The following is a 20,259-nucleotide window of genomic DNA, read 5'->3' as shown; positions in this document are numbered from 1 at the left end:
GTAGGCCCGACCTCAGACGTCGAAAATTCGACAATGATTCGCTGTTTGGGACGTATTCAAAAAATCCGATTAATTTGGTCGGAATAGACAATTCGACCCATGCAGTCCTCCCGCTCGCCAGAGCGTCGACAATTTGTCCTGAATGGCCGTCACGCCGCAAATAGACGTTTGCGGGTGGTCAAGCATGCAGCAGGGTATTGTGAGGGAGGACATTCAGATCATGATCCATGATCCGAACAGATTTGACATGATGCCAGTTGGCGTCGTCATGCGGCGCATGCCGGGTGTGACCCGTTGGGCTGTTTGGGTTTGGAAGGTTGTGGATGTCTTGCCTGGTGCAGGCCAAGCAGATTGGCGGGTTTTGCGCCAAGAGGGCGAAATGACATTTTATCATGTCGCCACCCCAACGCTGGAACTGCACGGCGCGGATACCGAAGCCTATCTGCACGGACTGAATGCCGTGACCCCATCCCTTTACACAGTCCTGCGCGAAACCGGCGATGAGTCCCGTCCTTTGGATGTGGTGCTGCTGACCGCCTCGCCCTACGAGGCGCAAGATTACGCGGATAATGGCGAGGATATCGTCGAAAAGATCGCCATGCCGCCAAGCGTTCGGATGTGGGTCAGTGATTTCGTTGACGCTCATCACCGCGAAGAAGTGTTCAAGAAACGCAAGCGTGACAAGAAGGACATTGGGCTTGTGGAAGATGGGATCGGGGATGCTCGGATCTCGCAATTGGCCGATGTGTACCGCTCGCCTGTTCAAGCCAAGAAGGAGCGTTTGCAATGAGCGATTTCTGGGCCCGTCGTAAAGCTGCTGTTCTGGCTGAAGACCAAGAAACAACGCGCCTTGCTGAGGCCGAAGCACAAGCCGAACGTGAAGCCTCAATGGCTGAACGTACAGACGAAGACATTCTGGCTGAGCTCGATTTACCCGACCCTGACACTCTTGAAGAAGGTGACGATTTCAAAGCGTTCCTCAGTGAAGCGGTTCCCGCCCGCATTCGCACGCGTGCTTTGCGCCGTTTGTGGCGTTTGAATCCGATTTTGGCCAATGTCGACGGATTGGTCGACTACGGTGATGATTTCACCGACGCCAATTGCGTGGTCGAGAACCTGCAGACCGCCTATCAGGTTGGTAAGGGAATGACCGAACACGTGCTCGAACTGGCGCGCCGCGCGGAAGAAGCTGCCGCAGCCAATGACATCGACACCTTAGAAGATGACCCCGTTCCGGAACGATCCGCCCCCGAAACAGAAACCGACATACAAGACATCGAAGATAAGTCACCAGTGCTTGTCGCCGAAGCCACAATAGATACCGGTGACTTGCCCCAATCCATTGATATTGCAGACGACCCTGACGCGTTCGTGCCCTCACGCCGAATGCGCTTTGCATTTGAGACACCAGAGGGCGCGCGCAAAGACGCCGGGCGCGCATGAGTAAGGAAATGAATATGAGTGCAGCTGAAGACATCCGTGTGACTGAAGAAGATCGTCTACGCGCGGACCTCTACAACTATCTTGGACTTCTTCTGTCGGCACCCGCCAACGCCGACACCTTAACGATGACGGCAGGGCTTACCGGCGATGACACGCCATTGGGTGTGGCGATAAATGCGCTGGCGAAGATCGCCAAATTGTCAAAAGCTGAGGGTGTTGAGAGTGAATTCAACAAGCTGTTTATCGGCTTGGGTCGGGGCGAGTTATTGCCCTATGCCAGCTATTATCTAACCGGTTTTCTAAATGAAAAACCCCTAGCGAAGCTCCGTCAGGACATGGCAGCGCGTGGGCTAACACGTGCCGAAAACATCTATGAACCGGAAGACAACATCGCGTCGCTGATGGAAATGATGGGCGCGATGATCGTGGGCCGCTTTGGGCAGGCGCGTGATGTTGCCGACCAGAAAGCATTCTTCAACACCCATATCGGCCCGTGGGCGGGTCACTTTTTCACAGATTTGGAAGCTGCAAAAAACTCGGTTCTCTATGCCGCTGTCGGTCAGGTTGGCCGCGTGTTCATGGAGATCGAGGCCGAGGGCTTTCGGATGAGCGCGGAGTGATCCGCAAGACCCGGCGGGCAACCGCCACCAACAGAGAGGAGGAACTCTCATGACCCAGAAGGACAAGGAAGCGAAAAGCCGCCGCGACTTTCTGAAATTGGCCGGAACAGCAGCCCCTGCGGCTGCAGTCACCGTCATGGCTAGCGGGCAAGAGGCTGAAGCAGCCGCCGAGCCTGACCTGCAGTCGACCAAATTGCAGGACACGGCGCAGACCCGCGCCTATTTCGCGTCGGCCCGTTTCTGACAGGCCAAGTGATCCGCTCCTTCGACGACTGGTTGCGATTGGCCCGACTGCCGAAGGTTACACATCAACCCAGCCAGCCCCAGTGGGGTAGCAAGGGAGGTTAACATGTTGAGGAAAAAGACCAACGGGGTTGCGAGACGCCCCCAGCGGACAAGTATCCTTTCCGATGTCGCAGAGAAATCTGTCGACCGCCGCGCATTTCTGCGTGGCAGCGGCCTGGCCATTGGTGGTCTTGCCGCAATCAGCGCCACCGGAGGAACGGTGACGCAAGCTACAGCTGCTACGGCTGCTGACGGCGCAGTCGAGACCTTGAAATCGGTCTGCACGCACTGCTCGGTCGGGTGCACCGTTGTAGCCGAAGTTCAAAATGGTGTCTGGACCGGTCAGGAACCCGGTTATGACAGCCCCTTCAACCTTGGAGCTCATTGTGCAAAAGGCGCGTCAGTACGCGAACACGCACATGGCGAACGCCGCTTGAAGTATCCGATGAAGAAAGAGGGTGGCGAGTGGAAACGCATCAGCTGGGAGCAAGCGATCAACGAGATCGGCGACGGCATGATGAACATTCGCGAAGAAAGCGGACCAGATAGCGTTTATTGGTTGGGTTCGGCAAAACACTCGAATGAACAGGCATATCTGTTCCGAAAGTTTGCGGCCTATTGGGGCACGAACAACGTGGATCACCAAGCGCGTATCTGTCACTCCACGACTGTTGCCGGTGTGGCGAACACATGGGGCTATGGCGCCATGACCAACAGCTACAACGACATTCACAACAGCCGCGCGATCTTCATTATTGGCGGCAACCCGGCTGAGGCACACCCTGTGTCGCTTCTGCACGTGTTAAAAGCCAAAGAAGAAAACAACGCTCCGCTGATCGTCTGCGACCCGCGCTTTACGCGCACGGCCGCCCATGCTGATGAATATGTTCGCTTCCGTCCAGGTACGGACGTCGCCCTGGTCTGGGGTATTTTGTGGCACATCTTCGAAAACGGTTGGGAAGACAAAGAGTTCATTCGCACCCGTGTATGGGGCATGGACCAGATCCGTGATGAAGTGAAAAAGTGGACGCCTGAAGAAGTCGAGCGCGTGACCGGCACCCCCGGTAAACAGCTTCGCCGCGTGGCGCATACGCTGGCCAATAACCGCCCCGGCACCGTGATTTGGTGTATGGGTGGCACGCAGCACACCAACGGCAACAACAACACCCGCGCCTACTGCGTCCTTCAGCTCGCTCTGGGGAACATGGGCACCGAGGGTGGCGGAACCAACATCTTCCGCGGCCACGACAATGTGCAAGGCGCAACCGACCTTGGCGTTCTCAGCCACACCCTGCCGGGCTATTACGGTCTTTCGGGTGGTGCATGGGCCCACTGGGCACGTGTATGGGGCGAAGATGGCGATTGGCTGGCCGGTCAATTTGCCAAAGTGACCGGCGCAGACGGCAAGGAAAAGAGCCTGCAGAACCTAAAAGGGATCCCTGTCAGTCGCTGGATCGACGGCGTTCTGGAAGATCCAGAGAACATGGACAATCCCAACAAGGTACGCGCCATGGTTCTGTGGGGACACGCACCGAACTCGCAAACCCGTCAGGCAGAAATGAAGACTGCCATGGAGATGCTGGATATGCTGGTCGTGATCGATCCCTATCCAACTGTTTCGGCTGTTCTGCATGATCGTACCGACGGCGTGTATTTGCTTCCGGCTGCGACGCAGTTCGAAACTCATGGTTCTGTCACGGCTTCGAACCGTTCGCTTCAATGGCGAGAAAAGGTCGTCGATCCATTGTTCGAAAGCAAGCCAGACCATGTCATCATGGGGATGTTTGCCAAGAAATTCGGTTGGTCGGATCGCTTTTTCCGCAACATCGAGATGGAAGACGATGTCACCCCCAATGTTGAAAGCATCACGCGTGAATTCAACAGTGGTCTTTGGACGATCGGTTATACAGGTCAAAGTCCTGAACGGATCAAGCTGCACATGGAAAACCAGCACACATTCGACCGCACCACCCTGAAAGCTGTGGGTGGTCCAGCCGATGGTGACTATTACGGCCTGCCATGGCCGTGCTGGGGAACGGCGGAGATGGGTCACCCCGGAACGCCGAACCTTTATGACATGTCCAAACCCGTGTCCGAAGGCGGCCTGACGTTCCGCGCCCGTTTTGGCGTCGAACGCGATGGTGACAACCTGCTCGCCGAAGGCGTCTATTCGAAAAACTCTGAGATCCAGGACGGATATCCGGAGTTCACGATGCAGATGCTGATGGATCTTGGTTGGGATGGTGATCTTACGGATGAGGAACGTGCCTCGATCGAGGCCGTAGCTGGTCCGAAGACCAACTGGAAAACCGACCTTTCGGGTGGCATACAAAGGGTCGCTATTAAGCACGAATGTGCACCCTTTGGTAACGCCAAGGCCCGAGCTGTGGTTTGGACCTTCCCAGATCCAATCCCGCTGCACCGCGAGCCGCTATATACGCCGCGTCGTGATCTCGTTGCGGATTATCCGACCTATGAGGACCGTCACGACTATCGTTTGCCGACGCTCTATGCCTCGATCCAAAAGAATGATTTCTCCAAAGAGTATCCGATCATTCTGACTTCGGGGCGCTTGGTCGAATACGAAGGAGGTGGGGATGAAACCCGATCGAATCCGTGGCTGGCCGAGCTTCAGCAGGACATGTTTGTTGAAGTGAGCCCGCGTGACGCCAACAATCTTGGCCTGCGTGATGGGGAACAAGTCTGGGTCGAAGGCCCGGAAGGTGGCAAAGTCAAAGTTATGGCGATGGTGACTGAGCGGGTCGGCGAAGGCGTTGCTTTCATGCCGTTCCACTTCGGTGGCCATTTCCAGGGCGAAGACCTTCGGCACAAGTATCCTGACGGCGCCGATCCGTATGTGTTGGGCGAAAGCACCAATACTGCGCAGACCTATGGCTATGACTCAGTAACCCAGATGCAAGAGACCAAGACAACTCTGTGCAAAATCTGGGCCGCGTAAGGAGGAAAGAGAATGGCAAGAGCAAAGTTTCTCTGTGACGCCGAGCGCTGCATTGAGTGCAACGCCTGTGTGACCGCTTGTAAGAACGAGCACGAGGTGCCCTGGGGCATCAACCGTCGCCGTGTTGTGACCATCGAAGATGGCAAGCCCGGCGAACGATCGATCTCGGTCGCCTGTATGCATTGTTCGGATGCGCCCTGTATGGCCGTTTGCCCGGTCGATTGCTTTTATCAAACCGATGATGGTGTGGTTCTGCACTCGAAAGACCTGTGCATCGGCTGCGGTTATTGCTTCTATGCGTGCCCCTTCGGTGCGCCGCAATACCCGCAAGCTGGCAACTTCGGAAGCCGTGGAAAGATGGACAAATGTACCTTCTGTGCCGGTGGCCCCGAGGAAAACCATTCAACAGCCGAGTTCGCCAAATATGGTCGCAACCGTCTGGCCGAGGGCAAATTGCCGATCTGTGCCGAAATGTGTTCGACCAAGGCGCTTCTGGCTGGCGATGGCGACGAAGTGTCCGACATCTACCGCGAGCGTGTCGTGGCCCGTGGCTTCGGTTCTGGCGCTTGGGGTTGGGGTACGGCCTACCAGCGCAAAGGCGGCTGATCGCGTTTGATCACGACGTCGAGCGGCCCCGTATTGGGGCCGCTCAACTTTAACACTAGTTTCAAGGAGGAGCGACCATGCTGCGCATGGCACTCGCACTTGTCCTGATGGTGACACTGACTTCGGTTGGGTTCGCGCAGGAAGAAGGCACTCCGGCAATTGACCGATCCGCTACTGGCGGCGCGCAGACGCTGGACGACATTCTGGCCCGTCAGGCCGGGCAGAAACTTGATGATAGCTTCAGGTCCGACGCAATAGGCGATCCCGACAATGCGGCAGGTATCGCTGCCCAGCTTGGCACGTTGGGTGGAGTCTCGGACGCAGAAACTTGGCGCGCTCTGCGCTATGGATCTGCGAATGTGAAGGTGTCCGCTGGCGGGGACGTCGCGACTGTTATGGTTCAGGACGGCGGCATGCGCTGGCATGAATTCCGCGATACCACGCTTCGAACCTATGGCGGCTGGCTGCTTGTCGGTACATTGGCCGCTCTTTTGGTCTTTTATCTGCTGAAAGGCCGGATCAAGATCGACGAGGGGCGCGCTGGACGAACGGTTACCCGCTTCAAAGCGATCGAGCGGTTCGGCCACTGGCTTATGGCTGGGTCTTTCATTCTTTTGGGGATTACCGGAGTGTTGGTCCTTTTCGGACGCGTGGTTCTCGTGCCTCTCTTTGGCAAGGAAGCAAATGCGTTTCTGCTGGTCTGGTCCAAGTGGATTCATAACAACGTCTCCTGGGCCTTCATTCTTGGTCTCGTGATGGTTTTTGTGATGTGGGTTGTTCACAACATCCCAAATCGGACCGACCTTCATTGGTTGAGGAGGGGCGGTGGCATTCTTTTCGCGGGTGATCACCCGCCGGCAAAGAAATTCAACGCCGGTTAGAAGATGATCTTTTGGTCGGTAATACTGTTTGGTGGCTCAATTTCCCTTACAGGTATATCGCTGCTGTTTCCGTTCGACCTGCCGCTTTTTGCCAAGTCGTTCCACCTTCTGAACGCGACGGGATTGCCGCAAGCGATCGGTCTTGGCGAGTTACCCATCCAACTAGCGCCACAAGAGGAAATGCAATTGGCGCAAGCCTGGCACGCAATCCTTGCTTTCGTTCTGATGGCCATTGTTTTTGCGCATATCTATATCGGCTCTGTTGGTATGGAAGGAGCATACGATGCAATGGGCACCGGCGAAGTGGATGAAGCTTGGGCTGAACAACACCATTCGATCTGGCTGGAAGAATACAAAGCCGCCGAGCGGGAAGGGGACGGAAGAGGTGCCCCAACCGCTGCTGAGTAATCTGTTCGCCGCTGCCTCCATAGCCTGGGGCGCTGCGGTGAACATCAGAAACATTCGGCGACCACACATCTGGATGCCATGACGGAGAAACAAAGATGAAAGCGATGCTTTTTGGTTTTGTGGCAATCATCGTAATTGCCATCGGTGCCAGCAACATTCTTGGGACACTAGGCTATTCCTCGTCTGACCGCTATTCTGGTGCAGCAGTCAGAAACTAAGGCCCGACAATGCGTGACGAATACGGAGAAAGCCTTGCTGGCGCGTCGATCCTTGTGATCGACGATGAACCCGGCATGAGACATTTTCTCACCAAAATCCTGACGCCCCGCTGCAAGCGGGTTGAACAGGCAGGATCATCAGTTGAAGCTTCCGCCGCGCTGGATCGGAACCATTTCGACCTTGTGATCCTGGACAACATCATGCCGGGAAAAACCGGGCTGGATTGGTTGCAGGAACAGGGCAAAGTAGGTCTGTTCTCGGACGCGATTCTGATCACGGCTTACGCTGACCTAGAGACCGCGATCGAAGCGCTTCGCGTAGGGGTTGCCGATTTTGTACTGAAACCATTTCGCGCCAACCAGATTTTGAATGCAGTAGCGCGTGCGCTTGATCGCAAGATCCTCCGCCGGGACAACTCGCTCTTAAAGCATGAATTGTCTGTGGAAGGCGGCTCCGCACGCAGTCGTTTACTGGGGAACTCAATCCCAATAAACAATGTGCGCGAAATGTTGACGCGGTTGGCCCCAATGCCGACTCCGGTCCTGTTCTCTGGGGCATCCGGCACGGGCAAAGAAGTCGCGGCGCGCACATTGCACGCCATGTCGGACCGCGCCGACAAGCCCTTTGTCGCGGTAAATTGTGCGGCTATATCGCAAGATAGATGTGCCGAGGACCTATTCGGCGAGATCAATGTAGACGGACAAGGCCGGGATGGGCTGTTTCTGCTGGCTGACGGAGGCGTATTGTTCCTCGACGAGATCGCGCAGATGCCAATGAAGATGCAGGCCGGTCTTTTGCGCGTTCTGGAAGATCAACGGATCCGACCAGTCGGAGCAGAGCGTGATATTCCATTGAATCTACGGTTCTTTTTTGCCACAAACGCTGATCTTTCAGCAGCGGTGGCTGATGGCACTTTTCGCGCGGACCTTTATCACCGGATCAATGTTGTCGACATCGCGATGTCTCCTTTGAAGGAGCGGGCGGAGGATATCGTCGAATTGGCGGCGCTATTCATGGATCAATTCTCAAAAACGCTTGCCTTGCCGAGCTTGGAATTAGATGACGACACGCTTTTGAAGATCAGCCGCTACGACTGGCCAGGCAATGTCCGCGAGCTGCGTAATATGATCGAGAGATCCGTGATACTTGGCGCTTTCCCAGAAGAGTTTGCGGGAGGCGGGCATATGACGGGAGACCGGGCAATTGAAACGCTTGATCTGGTCACCAAACGCCACATTCTACATGTTCTTGATGCCTGCGATGGCAATCGGGCCGAGGCTTCGCGCCGCTTGGGAGTGTCGCGCAAGACCATTGATCGCAAATGCGCGTCTTGGGGAATGTGACAGACAGAGTTACTGCGCAACATCTCGTGCGGCAGCTGGCAGCCAAACAGAAAAAATCGCCCCACCTTGAGGCCGGTTCGAGACCGAAATCGTTCCGCCGGCTTGTCGGATCAACGTCTGACTGATTGAGAGGCCCAGCCCAGTGCCTTCACCTAGTTTCGTGGTATGAAATGGGTCAAACACTTGGTTCAGGTTGTCGGTGTCGATCCCCGGCCCGCTATCGGCCACCGTCAGCTCAACCCCATCTTGTGCGTCATTTTGGGCGGGCCGAATGGTCAGCGCCAACTCTCCTACGCCATTCATCGCTTGAACTGCGTTTATCATCAAATTGACCACCACTTGCTGCATTTCACCGGCACTGATTGCAGCGTTCGGCGCAGGCGCAAATTCGGTGGTGACACGAACATTTTCCTGCGGCTGGACATGGGCAATCAAGCCGCGGCAATCCTCGACCAACTGCGCCAATTCTACACCTCCGCCACTTGCCGTATAGTCGGTCGGGCGTGCAAACTGTAGCAATTTGCCAACAATACCGTCGATCCGTTGCACCTGCCGATCGATAAGATCAAGTTCGGTCTTCAGCCCCTCAGCATCCGCGCCAAGGGTCTGTCGCATCACGTCAACATTACCTTGAATGACAGCCACTGGGTTATTGATCTCATGGGCGACGCCGGCAGTGATTTCACCGATGGACGCCAGTTTCTCCGAGGTGACCAGCTGCTGAAACGTCTCCTCCAATTTGTCTTTGGCTGCCCGCAATTCAGCAGTGCGTCGGTCGACACGATCGTTGAGTTCTTCTGCCCAGCTGCGCAGCGCACTGTCACGTTCTTGTACCTGATCAAGGAGCGTATCAAGATGGGTGGCGACCTGACCGATTTCATCCTTCTGGCCGACGTCTCCAATGCGCGCGGCAAGATCACCCCGTTCCACCCGTTTCATGGTGCGGGTCATCTGTTCGAGGGGTGCAAAGATACCGCGGGCCATTCTTAGAAATAAAGGCGCGGACAGAATTAGAACCGTTGCCATTGATGCCAGCATCGTCAAATAGGCGGCGCGTTTTGCATTTGCAAAAGGCTCTTCCAGAAAACCGACATATAGCATGCCGACCCTTTCACCATAGCTGTCGATCAATGGTAAATAGCCAGAGATGTACCAATCGTTCACCACAAAGGCACGGTTCAGCCATGTTTGCCCTTCGTTCAATACAGCGGCGCGTACTTCAGCTGAAACACGGGTTCCAAGAGCGCGGACATCCTCAAATAATCTTACATTGGTGGATACGCGCACGTCCTCAAGAAACAGCGTTGCGGTGCCCTGTCTGCCCCCATTGGTTGCAGCATTAAGATAGACCAGTGCGTTGATTGTATCGATGAAGTCTAGATTGCGATTCAATAGGATCCCGCCGACCAGTACGCCTCGATGATCCGGCAAATTCACAGGTGCTGCGGTGTGAACGACCATGCCGCGATCCTCGACCGTGCGATCCGTTGGAACAGCGGCCTGTGTTTCGATCAAGTCAATACGGGCACGGTTTGCAAGCAAAGGGAAGGCCGCGAGATCCTCGGCCGAGAATATGTCGATCTGAGAGGACCTCTGACCCTCCATTGCTGACCGAATAACCGGCCATCGGCGCGTTGGAGGCGCTTCACCTTCCGGCAGAAAATAAAGAAAATCCAGTGCTTGTGCCTTACGCATCTGCTCAAGATATTCCGCGCGACTGTCGTCTGATTTCAATAAAACAGTCTCAAAACTACGCGAGTCAGCAATCGCTTCTACACCTGCGCCGGTACCCGTCAGGATACGTCCAAGGTATTGCTCCGCAATGCGTAAATCGCTGTCGACCTTCGATATGAGAAGTTGGTCATAATCTGTTGTCCAGCGAGCCATCGCCAACAGCATCAGCAAAGGTAGCAGGATACCAAGAGGTGCCAATGCCAACACCAAAAGCTTCAGGCGGACCGAATTCAAATCTATGCCTTTCCGACAAGAGTATAGCAGCTGATACGAGCTTAGCAGACTCGGATACGCAGACCAGCCCAATGACGGTGGTGAACACGAGGCTTGGTCGAATTAGGGCGCATTTCAGCGAGCCTGGCAATTTGGATGGTCAAAATGTCCAGTTTGCCACTTTTTGCCAAGAAATCTGTTTTTACATTGCGGATGATGTGTTTGATCAGTCTTCAGATGATCGGACAATTTGGCCATACGGGCCTCGGTCCTGAAAATCGCATTAAGGAATGATGTCTTGGAAATATGGGCCGGGATAACTGAGGCTTTCTGGTTGCTGATCACATTGGATGCGGATCTGGTCGAGATCACGCTGCGATCGCTATATGTTACCCTGACAGCGCTATTAATTGCGTCGGCAATTGCGCTTCCGCTTGGCGCTTTGTTGGCCGTACGTCGTTTCCGTGCGCGGCGGCTTACGATTGCTGTACTGAATGCACTGATGGGCTTGCCTCCCGTTGTGGTCGGGCTGATTGTCTATGTCATGTTGAGCCGCTCTGGGCCGTTTGGTGTCTTGGGGTTACTGTTCACGCCGACGGCCATGATCATTGCGCAGGTCATCATTATCGTGCCGCTCATTGTTTCAATTGCACATCAGGCACTGCGCGAGCTTTGGTCTGACTATCACGACCTATTGATTTCTATGAATACGACCCAGACCCAGCGCATTCAGGCGCTGCTTTGGGACGGACGGCGTGCGTTGCTGACGGCATCGCTGGCCGGATTTGGCCGTGCGATCGGTGAGGTCGGCGCGATCATGGTTGTCGGGGGAAACATCGACCATCACACGCGTGTTCTGACCACCGCGATTGCGCTTGAAACAGGCAAAGGCGAGTTCGCATTGGCCCTTGGTTTGGGTTTCGTGCTGATTGCCATGGCCATTGCTGTCAACCTTGCGATCCACGTTATCAGCCGCACGGAGAGAGGAGGTCGCTGGTGAGCAATCTTTTCCCTGTCAAACTTGAGGGTGCATTGGTGCGCCGTGCTGGCACGACTCTTGTTGGTCCTTTGAACCTTGAGCTGCAGGCCAACGGGGTGACCGTCGTGCTTGGACCCAATGGCGCGGGGAAAACGTCACTTCTGCGCATGATGCACGGCATTGCGCGGCTTGGAGGCGGCCGCATTGATTGGGCCTGTTCGCCTGAAGAAGCCCGCGTATCACAGGCGTTTGTTTTTCAGCAACCGATTATGATGCGTCGGTCGGTCCTGGACAATATTGCCTATCCATTACGCTTGTCAGGCCTATCCCGAGTGAAGGCAAAGGTCGTTGCAGCACAAGCGGCTGCCGATGTCGGGTTGGGTGATATGCTCGATCGGCCCGCCCCCTTTTTATCCGGTGGAGAGCGCCAGAAACTTGCGCTTGCTCGGGCGCTTGTTACCAAGCCAAAGCTGCTGTTTCTTGATGAGCCCTGTGCGTCTCTGGATGGTCGCGCCACCCGTGAGATCGAGGAAATTCTAAACCGTGCCGCAGGTCATGGAACGCGCCTGATCATGTCGACCCATGACATGGGGCAGGCGCGACGTTTGGCGACTGAAGTATTGTTCCTATTGAACGGTAACGTCTATGAACACAGCTCTGCCGAGGCCTTTTTTGGCGGCGCATCAACCGCAAAAGCCCAAGCTTTCCTAAATGGAGATATTGTCGAATGAAAATGACCATCCTTGCCGCTATCACGTCGACATTGCTAACCGGAGTGGCCGTCGCACAAGAGATGAAACTTGCCGTGACCACATCGTTTCACAACTCGGGCCTTTCAGACATTCTGCTTCCTCATATCAAAGAGGATACTGGGATTGAGGTTCAGCTATTGGTCGTGGGAACTGGGCAAGCCATCAAGCTGGGCGAGGCGGGCGACGTGGATGCCATCCTGGTTCATTCACGCAAAGCCGAAGACGCGTTTCTTGCGGGTGGCTCTGGTACGCACCGCCGGGAAGTTATGTACAATGATTTTGTGTTTATCGGACCTTCCGATGATGGGGCGAATCTGGCGGATGCCAGCAGCGCGGCTGATGCGTTAAAGCGCATCGCCGAAAGTGCCGCGCCTTTTGTAAGCCGTGGGGACGACAGCGGGACACATAAGAAAGAGTTGAGCTTGTGGGCCGCCGCCGAGGTTACCCCCGAAGGGGCATGGTACAACGCGGTTGGGGCCGGCATGGGCGCCGCGCTCAACACAGCCGCGGGTTTGAACGCTTATATCATGGCGGATCGGGCAAGTTGGTTGAACTTTGGCAACAAGGGCGATCTGGCACTGGTTTATGCAGGTGATCCGGTTCTGTTCAACCAATACGCGTTCCTCCCTGTGAATCCAGACAAACACCCACATGTGAAATCAGAGCTTGCAACCCAACTTGAAGCTTGGCTTGTTTCAGACGCGGCCAAATCTTTGATAAACAACTATAAAATCAAAGGCGAAACATTGTTTGTGTTCAACGCAGAGTAAACCAAAATTCCTGTTGTTCAGAAGGACCACCGTTTTAAGAATATTAAGACGGTGAGCCGCACAGAGCTCATTCTTGTGCGTGATCAAGTGCGTTCCGCTAAGCCGTCCTAGAAGGGTTTCAGGCTGTGTCTCGCCGTCGATCGTTACGGGTTTCTCAAGTTGATTTCCGGCTTAGACCACTCCTTTCGTGTTCTGCGACTCCGGCGGAGTAAACACTCCGAGCAAGTAATCGCTGCCCCAGCGTAACGCCGGTTCGTCTGCAAAAACGGCACTCCATCCTGACAAATTCTGGCACCTAATTGCCTAACGCATCGTTTTTCTTGGTTTCTGCCTTGAGAATCTTTTGAATTCAGGGGACCAATCTTCTGTCGCAATTCTTTACGTGTTCATATTTTGTTCACTTTTTGATATTGGAGACTCATCCCCGCTGAACTATGTGTAAGGGGCTGTATTTGAGGACCCTGATGGCCGAGTTAAAAAACATTGAGGTGCGCGGCGCGCGCGAGCATAATTTGAAGTCCATCGATGTGGACATTCCGCGCGACCAATTGGTTGTGATAACCGGTCTGTCTGGGTCGGGGAAATCTTCTTTGGCTTTTGACACGATCTATGCCGAAGGCCAGCGCCGCTATGTGGAAAGCCTCAGCGCTTACGCCCGTCAATTCCTTGATATGATGGAGAAACCTGACGTTGATCATATTGCTGGCCTGAGCCCTGCGATCTCGATCGAGCAGAAGACCACCTCCAAAAACCCGCGTTCGACTGTGGGCACTGTCACTGAAATCTACGACTACCTGCGCCTGCTTTTTGCGCGTGTCGGCACGCCGTATTCACCGGCGACCGGACTGCCGATTGAGGCCCAACAGGTTCAGGACATGGTGGACCGCATCATGGGGCTCGACGACGGCACCCGCGGCTATCTGCTGGCCCCAATCGTGCGCGATCGCAAAGGTGAATACAAAAAAGAGTTCCTTGAGCTGCGCAAACAGGGCTTTCAGCGGGTGAAAGTGGATGGCGAGTTCTATGAGCTCGACACGCCGCCGACGCTGGACAAGAAATACCGCCACGACATTGATGTGGTCGTGGACCGGATTGTGATCCGTGAAGGCATGGAAACCCGACTGGCGGACAGTTTCCGCACGGCTTTGGATTTGGCGGATGGGATTGCGGTCCTGGAAACCGCGCCGAAAGAGGGTGATGCGGAGCGTATCACGTTTTCAGAGAATTTTGCTTGCCCCGTCTCTGGCTTCACAATTCCAGAAATTGAACCGCGCTTGTTCTCGTTTAACGCTCCATTTGGGGCGTGCCCGGACTGTGATGGATTGGGTAAGGAGCTGTTTTTCGACGAAAAACTCGTAGTGCCTGACGCCACTTTGAAAGTCTATGACGGTGCGCTGGCCCCGTGGCGGAAGGGCAAGTCGCCCTACTTCCTGCAAACCATTGAAGCCATCGCAAAGCATTATGAGTTCGACAAGAACACTTCTTGGAAAAAGCTGCCAAAACATGTGCAGCAGGTGTTCCTTTACGGTTCTGGTGAAGAAGAGATCAAATTCCGCTATGACGAAGGCGGTCGAGTCTATGAGGTGACCCGCGTCTTCGAAGGCGTCATTCCAAATATGGAGCGGCGCTATCGTGAGACGGATTCCAACTGGATCCGCGAGGAATTTGAACGCTACCAAAACAACCGACCTTGCGGATCTTGTAACGGCTATCGCCTGCGGGAAGAGGCGCTGGCGGTCAAGATTGCGGACAAACATATCGGTCATGTGGTTGAGATGTCGATCCGTGAGGCGGCGGCTTGGATGGAAGAGGTGCCAGCCTCTTTGACCAAACAAAAGCAAGAGATCGCGCGGGCGATTATCAAAGAGATTTCCGAGCGGCTGGGATTCCTAAATAATGTTGGTTTGGAATATCTTACGCTGTCTCGTTCAAGTGGCACCCTGTCGGGTGGCGAAAGCCAGAGGATCCGCTTGGCGAGCCAGATTGGGTCTGGTCTGACCGGTGTTCTTTATGTGCTTGATGAACCGTCCATTGGCCTTCATCAGCGCGACAATGATCGGCTGCTAGGTACACTCAAGAACCTGCGCGATCAGGGTAATACTGTGATCGTGGTGGAACACGATGAAGAGGCCATTCGCGAGGCGGATTACGTTTTTGACATTGGTCCAGGTGCCGGTGTGCATGGCGGGCAGGTGGTGTCAAAAGGGACGCCTGCGGAAATCCAAGCGGATACGGCCTCATTGACCGGGAAATACCTGTCCGGCGCGCGGGAGATCGCGGTGCCAACGGAACGGCGCGAGGGTAACGGCAAGAAGCTGAGCGTCGTGAAAGCGACAGGCAACAATCTGAAAAACGTGACCGTCGATTTCCCGCTTGGTAAATTTGTCTGCGTGACGGGCGTGTCCGGTGGCGGTAAGTCTACATTGACGATTGAGACACTATTCAAGACAGCTTCTATGCGCCTGAACGGTGCGCGTCAGACCCCTGCGCCTTGTGAGACCATTAAGGGCCTCGAGCACCTTGATAAAGTGATCGACATCGACCAGCGACCTATTGGGCGGACGCCACGGTCCAACCCTGCGACTTACACAGGAGCCTTTACGCCGATCCGGGATTGGTTTGCCGGGCTGCCAGAAGCGAAGACACGCGGCTACAAGCCAGGACGGTTTAGCTTCAACGTCAAAGGTGGGCGCTGTGAGGCTTGTCAGGGTGATGGGGTCATCAAAATCGAGATGCACTTCCTGCCCGACGTTTACGTGACTTGTGAGACCTGTCAGGGCGCGCGCTATAACCGCGAGACTTTTGAGATTAAGTTCAAGGGTAAGTCCATTGCCGACGTGCTGGATATGACCGTGGAGGACGCCAAAGAGTTCTTCAAGGCAGTGCCGTCGATCCGCGATAAGATGGAAGCGCTGAGCCGGGTTGGTCTGGACTATATCAAGGTGGGCCAGCAAGCGACGACCCTGTCCGGTGGTGAAGCGCAGCGCGTGAAACTGTCCAAAGAATTGGCAAAACGCTCGACCGGTCGCACGCTTTACATCTTGGATGAACCGACCACCGGTTTGCACTTTGAAGATGTGCGTAAGCTTTTGGAAGTGCTGCATGAATTGGTTGATCAGGGCAACACGGTTGTGGTGATCGAGCACAATCTGGACGTGGTGAAGACCGCAGATCACATCATCGATATTGGCCCGGAAGGCGGCGATGGCGGCGGTGAGGTCGTGGCCGAAGGCACGCCAGAGGAAGTCGCCCAAGAGCCGCGCAGCCATACGGGGCGTTACCTAAAAGAGATGCTGAACCCGACGCGTGTCGCTGCTGAGTAGGCAGGCGGAGAGGGGCTCTGCCCCGTCGCCAACTTTTTGGAAAAGCTGGCGACTCCCCGGAGTATTTTCCCAAAGGTGAATGGGAGGATTTTGCGTCTACTCAGTTTTGCAGGTTTTTATGCCGAAGACTGTGTAAAGCGGGCAACTGCTGATCAATCCAGTGAGCAATGGGATAATGCCAATCCACATCCAAAGTTGGCCGGTGCGCATTGCTCCGATCATCAGAAGTGCGCCGAGAATGATCCGAATTGCGCGGTCGATCGTACCTATGTTTTTGGTAAACATCGTCAAATCCTTTGTTGAACTGATGATGTTTACTTACAAGAACTGCGCTTTTCTGCCCTGATCTGGATCAAGTGGTTTGGCTGGTCCCCAAAGACGCCTCAGAGGCGGTGTGTTTGAGGACGTCATTCGGCTGGAGAAATTGAGCCAAGACGAAGCTGCTTATCGCGGCGTTGGGCCGGGCTCACACGACAAAAGAGCCGTTATGTAGCGGTTTTGACGGTATGCGCGCCGGCCCAAGGCAATTGGGAAATGTCGGCGAAAAAGGCGGGCGGTTAGGGCCGCCCACGCTTTTCAAATCGCGGTAGCATGGCAGAGAAATCCTTGCCCAGCCCATCTTCGTTTTCCACGAACTGTGCGTAGAGCTTGCTGGCGATTTCACCCATTGGGGTGTCGGCATTCGCAGACTCGGCGGCTTGTTGGGAAAGCCGAAGGTCTTTCAGCATCAGTTCTGACGCGAACCCTGGTTGATAATCGTTATCAGCCGGGCTTTGCGGCCCAACGCCTGGGGCAGGGCAGTAAGCGTTCATGGTCCAGCTGTAGCCTGAAGAGGTGCTGACCACATCAAACATCTTCTGACGATCCAAACCGAGCTTGTCGGCCAAAGCAAAGGCTTCACAGGTGGCAATCATGGTCACACCAAGGATCATATTGTTGCAGATCTTCGCGGATTGACCAGCTCCTGCAGCGCCACAGTGCACGGCTTTTTGGCCCATGATGTCAAACAGTGGTTCGGCTTTTGCGAAGGCTTCCGCGCTGCCGCCTGCCATAAAGGTAAGCGTTCCTCCCGCGGCGCCGCCAATGCCGCCTGATACAGGGGCGTCGACGGACAAAAGCCCTGCGTCTTCAGCCTGTTGTGCGACGGCTTTCGCGCTTTCTACGTCCACGGTAGAGCAGTCAACCAGCGCTGCGCCGGTGTTCATGGCAGGGATCACTTCATTTGCAACAGCACGTAGGATTTGCCCGTTGGGCAGCATGGTGATGACCACATCTGCATTCTTGGCTGCTTCAGCACCGGAGCCCACTAAAGCAACGCCTTCAATCGCCACATCCGCCATGTCAAAGCCCACGACGTCGTGGCCCGCTTTGGCGAGATTGGCGGCCATGGGGCCTCCCATATTGCCCAACCCGATAAATCCGATTTTCATGATGGCTCCTCCAAATTCAATGTGTCTTCGCCCAAGGGTGACAGCATAAAGGCAGTTTTCTGCGCAATGTCGTCCGCAAGGGTGTTTTGCCAGACCGGGTTCCGGTCTTTGTCGATCACTGCTGCGCGGATGCCTTCTAAGAAATCCCCATGTTCCAGCGCCCGTGCAGTGAATCGGTACTCCAGCTCCAACGCGTCCTCTATGCGTCCACCGCTTTGCCATTTGGTCTGCAGCTCAAGCGCGCAGGCCATGGCAAGCGGGGAGTTCCTTCTGAGCGCTTTGAGCGCCTTTACGGACAGACCATCGCTGGCCGTCTCCAGGCTTTTGATGATGTCAGTCAAGGTTGCCCCAGAAAAATGCCTGTCGATCTCGGTCGCGTGTTCGGCAATCTCTGCGATACCTTTGTTTGCGTGGATTAAGGATGGGTCGCCCGTATTCAACAAAGCCAACTTGAGATCGTTCCAATCCGCTTCCGGCACATAAGTGTCTGCAAATCCACAATAGATTGCGTCTCCTGCGTTCATACGGCTGCCAGTGAGACCGAAGTATTTCCCGATATGCCCCGGTGCGTTGGCCAAAATGAAGGTGCCACCGACATCCGGAACCAATCCAATACCGCATTCGGGCATCGCCAATTGCGTCGTCTCACCCACGACGCGGTGGGCAACATGGCAGGCCACACCAACACCACCACCCATAACGAAGCCTTGCACAAAGCTGACAATCGGTTTGGGGTAGTTGGCGAGCTTGGCATTGAGGCGATATTCGTCCGCCCAGAACTTTTGCCCATAGGCAAAGTCTTTGTCTAAGCCACTCTGGTAGATATCCGTGATGTCGCCGCCAGCGCAGAAGGCGCGGTCACCGGTTGCGTCGATGACGATCAAAGAGACCTCGTCATCTTGCGCCCATTCATCCAATGCTCTCTCGATTGTCAGGCACATGTCCCAACTCAAAGCGTTCAGGGCTTTGGGGCGGTTGAGCGTGATATGCCCACCTTTTCCGGATTTGCGGATCAGAACCGGGGTGTCTGTCATGAGGTCACCAAGTCCCGCGCAATAATCAGACGCATGATTTCGTTCGTGCCTTCGAGAATCTGATGGACGCGCAGGTCACGGACGATTTTCTCTATTCCGTAATCCGCGAGATAACCGTAGCCCCCATGCAGTTGCAGGCATCCGTTGGCCACGTCAAAGGCCACATCGGTCACCATGAGCTTGGCCATAGCACAGGACTTGGTCGCTTCATGGTCTTTGTTATCGAGTTTCCATGCGGCTTGACGCAAGAAGACACGCGCTGCCTGTAGCTTGGTTTCATACTCGGCGAGACGGAATTGCAGCGCCTGGAATTGATCAATAGAGCGACCGAATGCTTTGCGTTCAGACATATATTGTACTGTTTGATCAAGGGCTTGCTGGGCACCGCCCAATGCGCTTGCGGCGATGTTCAATCGGCCACCATCAAGCCCAGCCATTGCATAAGAAAACCCGCGGCCTTCTTCACCGACCAGGTTTTCGTGGGGCACGGCACAATCGTCAAACTGTACCTGCGAGGTGGGCTGGGCTTTCCAGCCCATCTTTTGTTCCAGCGCACCAAAAGACAGCCCGGCAGTCCCGTCATCTACCAAAACTGTGGAAATCCCCTTCGGTCCGTCTTCGCCGGTTCGGCACATGACGACATAGGCGTCCGAATACGACCCGCCAGAGATAAATGCCTTGGTGCCGCTAAGGACATATGTGTCGTTGGTTTTCTCAGCGCGCGTTTTCAGCGCTGCTGCATCCGAGCCGCTGCCGGGTTCCGTCAAACAGTAGGAATAGATCTTTTCCATCGTGCAAAGGTCTGGAAGCACGCGGTTTTTCAGATCATCAGAGCCAAACTTATCAATCATGCCGCCGCACATATTGTGGATCGACAAAAAGGATCCGACAGAGGGGCAGGCCATGGCGAGGGCCTCAAACACCAGTGTGGCGTCAAGACGTGAGAGCCCAGATCCACCGAATTCTTCGGAGACATAAAGCCCACCGAAACCCAATTCCGCGAGCTTGGGCCACAGGTCTTTGGGGATGGTCCCTTCCTGCTCCCATTGCTGAGCAAAAGGGGCGATATGTTCTGCGCCAAATCCTTTGGCCATATCGAAAATCAGTGTTTGTTCTTCGGTCAAAGCGAAGTCCATTGGGTCTCTCCTCATCGTCCTGAAAACCGCAATTGAACAGTTGTTCTTATAATAGCTTTGTTTCCAGATTATGTCATGGGTTAAACCGGTTTGCGACGTGGCGTCCTTTTGCAAAAAGATATTG

Annotated in this window: 17 protein-coding genes and 1 pseudogene; 13 read left to right on the top strand and 5 right to left on the bottom strand. The window is 54.9% G+C overall.

Annotation, left to right across the window (positions count from 1 at the left end; translation table 11 throughout):
• Window positions 1–184: 184 nt before the first annotated feature.
• From TA5113_RS15820 to TA5113_RS15785, 9 genes and pseudogenes are all read left to right on the top strand, one after another.
• Window positions 185–790, top strand: coding sequence for a DUF3305 domain-containing protein (locus TA5113_RS15820; protein ID WP_370736452.1), 606 nt, complete (start codon window positions 185–187; stop codon window positions 788–790).
• Window positions 787–1,443, top strand: coding sequence for a DUF3306 domain-containing protein (locus TA5113_RS15815; protein ID WP_058315912.1), 657 nt, complete (start codon window positions 787–789; stop codon window positions 1,441–1,443). The genes TA5113_RS15820 and TA5113_RS15815 overlap by 4 nt, the downstream gene beginning before the upstream one ends.
• A gap of 14 nt (window positions 1,444–1,457) precedes the next feature.
• Window positions 1,458–2,063, top strand: coding sequence for a TorD/DmsD family molecular chaperone (locus tag TA5113_RS15810; protein WP_106387487.1), 606 nt, complete (start codon window positions 1,458–1,460; stop codon window positions 2,061–2,063).
• Between the two features lie 49 nt (window positions 2,064–2,112).
• Window positions 2,113–2,307 (top strand): twin-arginine translocation signal domain-containing protein, encoded by a 195-nt coding sequence (locus TA5113_RS15805; protein ID WP_058315914.1) that lies wholly within the window; start codon window positions 2,113–2,115, stop codon window positions 2,305–2,307.
• Window positions 2,308–2,412: 105 nt separating this feature from the next.
• The gene (locus tag TA5113_RS15800; protein ID WP_058315915.1) at window positions 2,413–5,307 is read left to right on the top strand and encodes a formate dehydrogenase subunit alpha; all 2,895 of its coding nucleotides are present in this window, start codon (window positions 2,413–2,415) and stop codon (window positions 5,305–5,307) included.
• Window positions 5,308–5,319: 12 nt separating this feature from the next.
• Window positions 5,320–5,913, top strand: coding sequence for a formate dehydrogenase FDH3 subunit beta (gene fdh3B / locus TA5113_RS15795; RefSeq protein WP_058315916.1), 594 nt, complete (start codon window positions 5,320–5,322; stop codon window positions 5,911–5,913).
• Window positions 5,914–5,990: 77 nt separating this feature from the next.
• Window positions 5,991–7,202 (top strand): annotated as a pseudogene (locus TA5113_RS15790) (formate dehydrogenase subunit gamma).
• 95 nt (window positions 7,203–7,297) lie between these two features.
• On the top strand, window positions 7,298–7,420 hold the full coding sequence (locus TA5113_RS17265) for a hypothetical protein (RefSeq protein WP_258953934.1): 123 nt from the start codon (window positions 7,298–7,300) through the stop codon (window positions 7,418–7,420).
• A gap of 9 nt (window positions 7,421–7,429) precedes the next feature.
• Window positions 7,430–8,764 (top strand): sigma-54-dependent transcriptional regulator, encoded by a 1,335-nt coding sequence (locus TA5113_RS15785; RefSeq protein ID WP_058315918.1) that lies wholly within the window; start codon window positions 7,430–7,432, stop codon window positions 8,762–8,764.
• 9 nt (window positions 8,765–8,773) lie between these two features.
• On the opposite strand, the gene TA5113_RS15780 is transcribed toward TA5113_RS15785, so the two are convergent.
• A complete protein-coding gene (locus tag TA5113_RS15780; protein ID WP_058315919.1) occupies window positions 8,774–10,732 on the bottom strand; it encodes a sensor histidine kinase in 1,959 nt (652 codons plus the stop codon).
• Between the two features lie 277 nt (window positions 10,733–11,009).
• Between TA5113_RS15780 and TA5113_RS15775 the strand changes: the two genes are divergently transcribed.
• The 4 genes from TA5113_RS15775 to uvrA all read left to right on the top strand — a co-directional run bounded on the left by TA5113_RS15775 (window position 11,010) and on the right by uvrA (window position 16,535).
• Window positions 11,010–11,711: an ABC transporter permease gene (locus TA5113_RS15775; RefSeq protein ID WP_370736451.1), complete on the top strand. Its 702-nt coding sequence runs from the start codon at window positions 11,010–11,012 to the stop codon at window positions 11,709–11,711.
• The gene (locus TA5113_RS15770; RefSeq protein ID WP_058315920.1) at window positions 11,708–12,421 is read left to right on the top strand and encodes an ATP-binding cassette domain-containing protein; all 714 of its coding nucleotides are present in this window, start codon (window positions 11,708–11,710) and stop codon (window positions 12,419–12,421) included. The genes TA5113_RS15775 and TA5113_RS15770 overlap by 4 nt, the downstream gene beginning before the upstream one ends.
• Complete coding sequence (locus TA5113_RS15765; RefSeq protein WP_058315921.1) at window positions 12,418–13,212, top strand: ABC transporter substrate-binding protein; 795 nt, start codon at window positions 12,418–12,420, stop codon at window positions 13,210–13,212. Before TA5113_RS15770 ends, TA5113_RS15765 begins: the two co-directional genes overlap by 4 nt.
• A gap of 464 nt (window positions 13,213–13,676) precedes the next feature.
• A complete protein-coding gene (gene uvrA / locus TA5113_RS15760; RefSeq protein ID WP_058315922.1) occupies window positions 13,677–16,535 on the top strand; it encodes an excinuclease ABC subunit UvrA in 2,859 nt (952 codons plus the stop codon).
• Window positions 16,536–16,631: 96 nt separating this feature from the next.
• Here the strand turns inward: uvrA and TA5113_RS15755 are convergent, their stop codons facing one another.
• The 4 genes from TA5113_RS15755 to TA5113_RS15740 form a co-directional block, all read right to left on the bottom strand.
• Window positions 16,632–16,820 carry a YgaP family membrane protein gene (locus tag TA5113_RS15755; protein ID WP_058315923.1) on the bottom strand — a complete coding sequence of 63 codons (189 nt, stop codon included), beginning with the start codon at window positions 16,818–16,820 and terminating at the stop codon, window positions 16,632–16,634.
• Window positions 16,821–17,092: 272 nt separating this feature from the next.
• Window positions 17,093–17,965 (bottom strand): 3-hydroxyisobutyrate dehydrogenase, encoded by an 873-nt coding sequence (mmsB, locus tag TA5113_RS15750; RefSeq protein ID WP_058315924.1) that lies wholly within the window; start codon window positions 17,963–17,965, stop codon window positions 17,093–17,095.
• A complete protein-coding gene (locus TA5113_RS15745) occupies window positions 17,962–18,999 on the bottom strand; it encodes an enoyl-CoA hydratase/isomerase family protein (protein ID WP_058315925.1) in 1,038 nt (345 codons plus the stop codon). Before TA5113_RS15745 ends, mmsB begins: the two co-directional genes overlap by 4 nt.
• The gene (locus tag TA5113_RS15740; protein WP_058315926.1) at window positions 18,996–20,135 is read right to left on the bottom strand and encodes an acyl-CoA dehydrogenase family protein; all 1,140 of its coding nucleotides are present in this window, start codon (window positions 20,133–20,135) and stop codon (window positions 18,996–18,998) included. The genes TA5113_RS15745 and TA5113_RS15740 overlap by 4 nt, the downstream gene beginning before the upstream one ends.
• Window positions 20,136–20,259: the final 124 nt, after the last annotated feature.

It is taken from the genome of Cognatishimia activa (assembly GCF_001458335.1).
Taxonomy (GTDB): Bacteria; Pseudomonadota; Alphaproteobacteria; order Rhodobacterales; family Rhodobacteraceae; genus Cognatishimia; species Cognatishimia activa.
The sequence above is the reverse complement of the archived record's forward strand: the minus strand, read 5'-3'. Positions and strand labels throughout refer to the sequence as shown.

Bases quoted from the DNA above. Each gene is read 5' to 3' on its own strand.
- TA5113_RS15800 (WP_058315915.1), top strand. From the start codon at position 2,413: ATGTTGAGGAAAAAGACCAACGGGGTTGCGAGACGCCCCCAGCGGACA.
- fdh3B (WP_058315916.1), top strand. From the start codon at position 5,320: ATGGCAAGAGCAAAGTTTCTCTGTGACGCCGAGCGCTGCATTGAGTGC.
- uvrA (WP_058315922.1), top strand. From the start codon at position 13,677: ATGGCCGAGTTAAAAAACATTGAGGTGCGCGGCGCGCGCGAGCATAAT.
- TA5113_RS15755 (WP_058315923.1), bottom strand. From the start codon at position 16,820: ATGTTTACCAAAAACATAGGTACGATCGACCGCGCAATTCGGATCATT.
- TA5113_RS15820 (WP_370736452.1), top strand. From the start codon at position 185: ATGCAGCAGGGTATTGTGAGGGAGGACATTCAGATCATGATCCATGAT.
- TA5113_RS17265 (WP_258953934.1), top strand. From the start codon at position 7,298: ATGAAAGCGATGCTTTTTGGTTTTGTGGCAATCATCGTAATTGCCATC.
- TA5113_RS15815 (WP_058315912.1), top strand. From the start codon at position 787: ATGAGCGATTTCTGGGCCCGTCGTAAAGCTGCTGTTCTGGCTGAAGAC.
- TA5113_RS15785 (WP_058315918.1), top strand. From the start codon at position 7,430: ATGCGTGACGAATACGGAGAAAGCCTTGCTGGCGCGTCGATCCTTGTG.
- mmsB (WP_058315924.1), bottom strand. From the start codon at position 17,965: ATGAAAATCGGATTTATCGGGTTGGGCAATATGGGAGGCCCCATGGCC.
- TA5113_RS15740 (WP_058315926.1), bottom strand. From the start codon at position 20,135: ATGGACTTCGCTTTGACCGAAGAACAAACACTGATTTTCGATATGGCC.
- TA5113_RS15805 (WP_058315914.1), top strand. From the start codon at position 2,113: ATGACCCAGAAGGACAAGGAAGCGAAAAGCCGCCGCGACTTTCTGAAA.
- TA5113_RS15765 (WP_058315921.1), top strand. From the start codon at position 12,418: ATGAAAATGACCATCCTTGCCGCTATCACGTCGACATTGCTAACCGGA.
- TA5113_RS15745 (WP_058315925.1), bottom strand. From the start codon at position 18,999: ATGACAGACACCCCGGTTCTGATCCGCAAATCCGGAAAAGGTGGGCAT.
- TA5113_RS15810 (WP_106387487.1), top strand. From the start codon at position 1,458: ATGAGTGCAGCTGAAGACATCCGTGTGACTGAAGAAGATCGTCTACGC.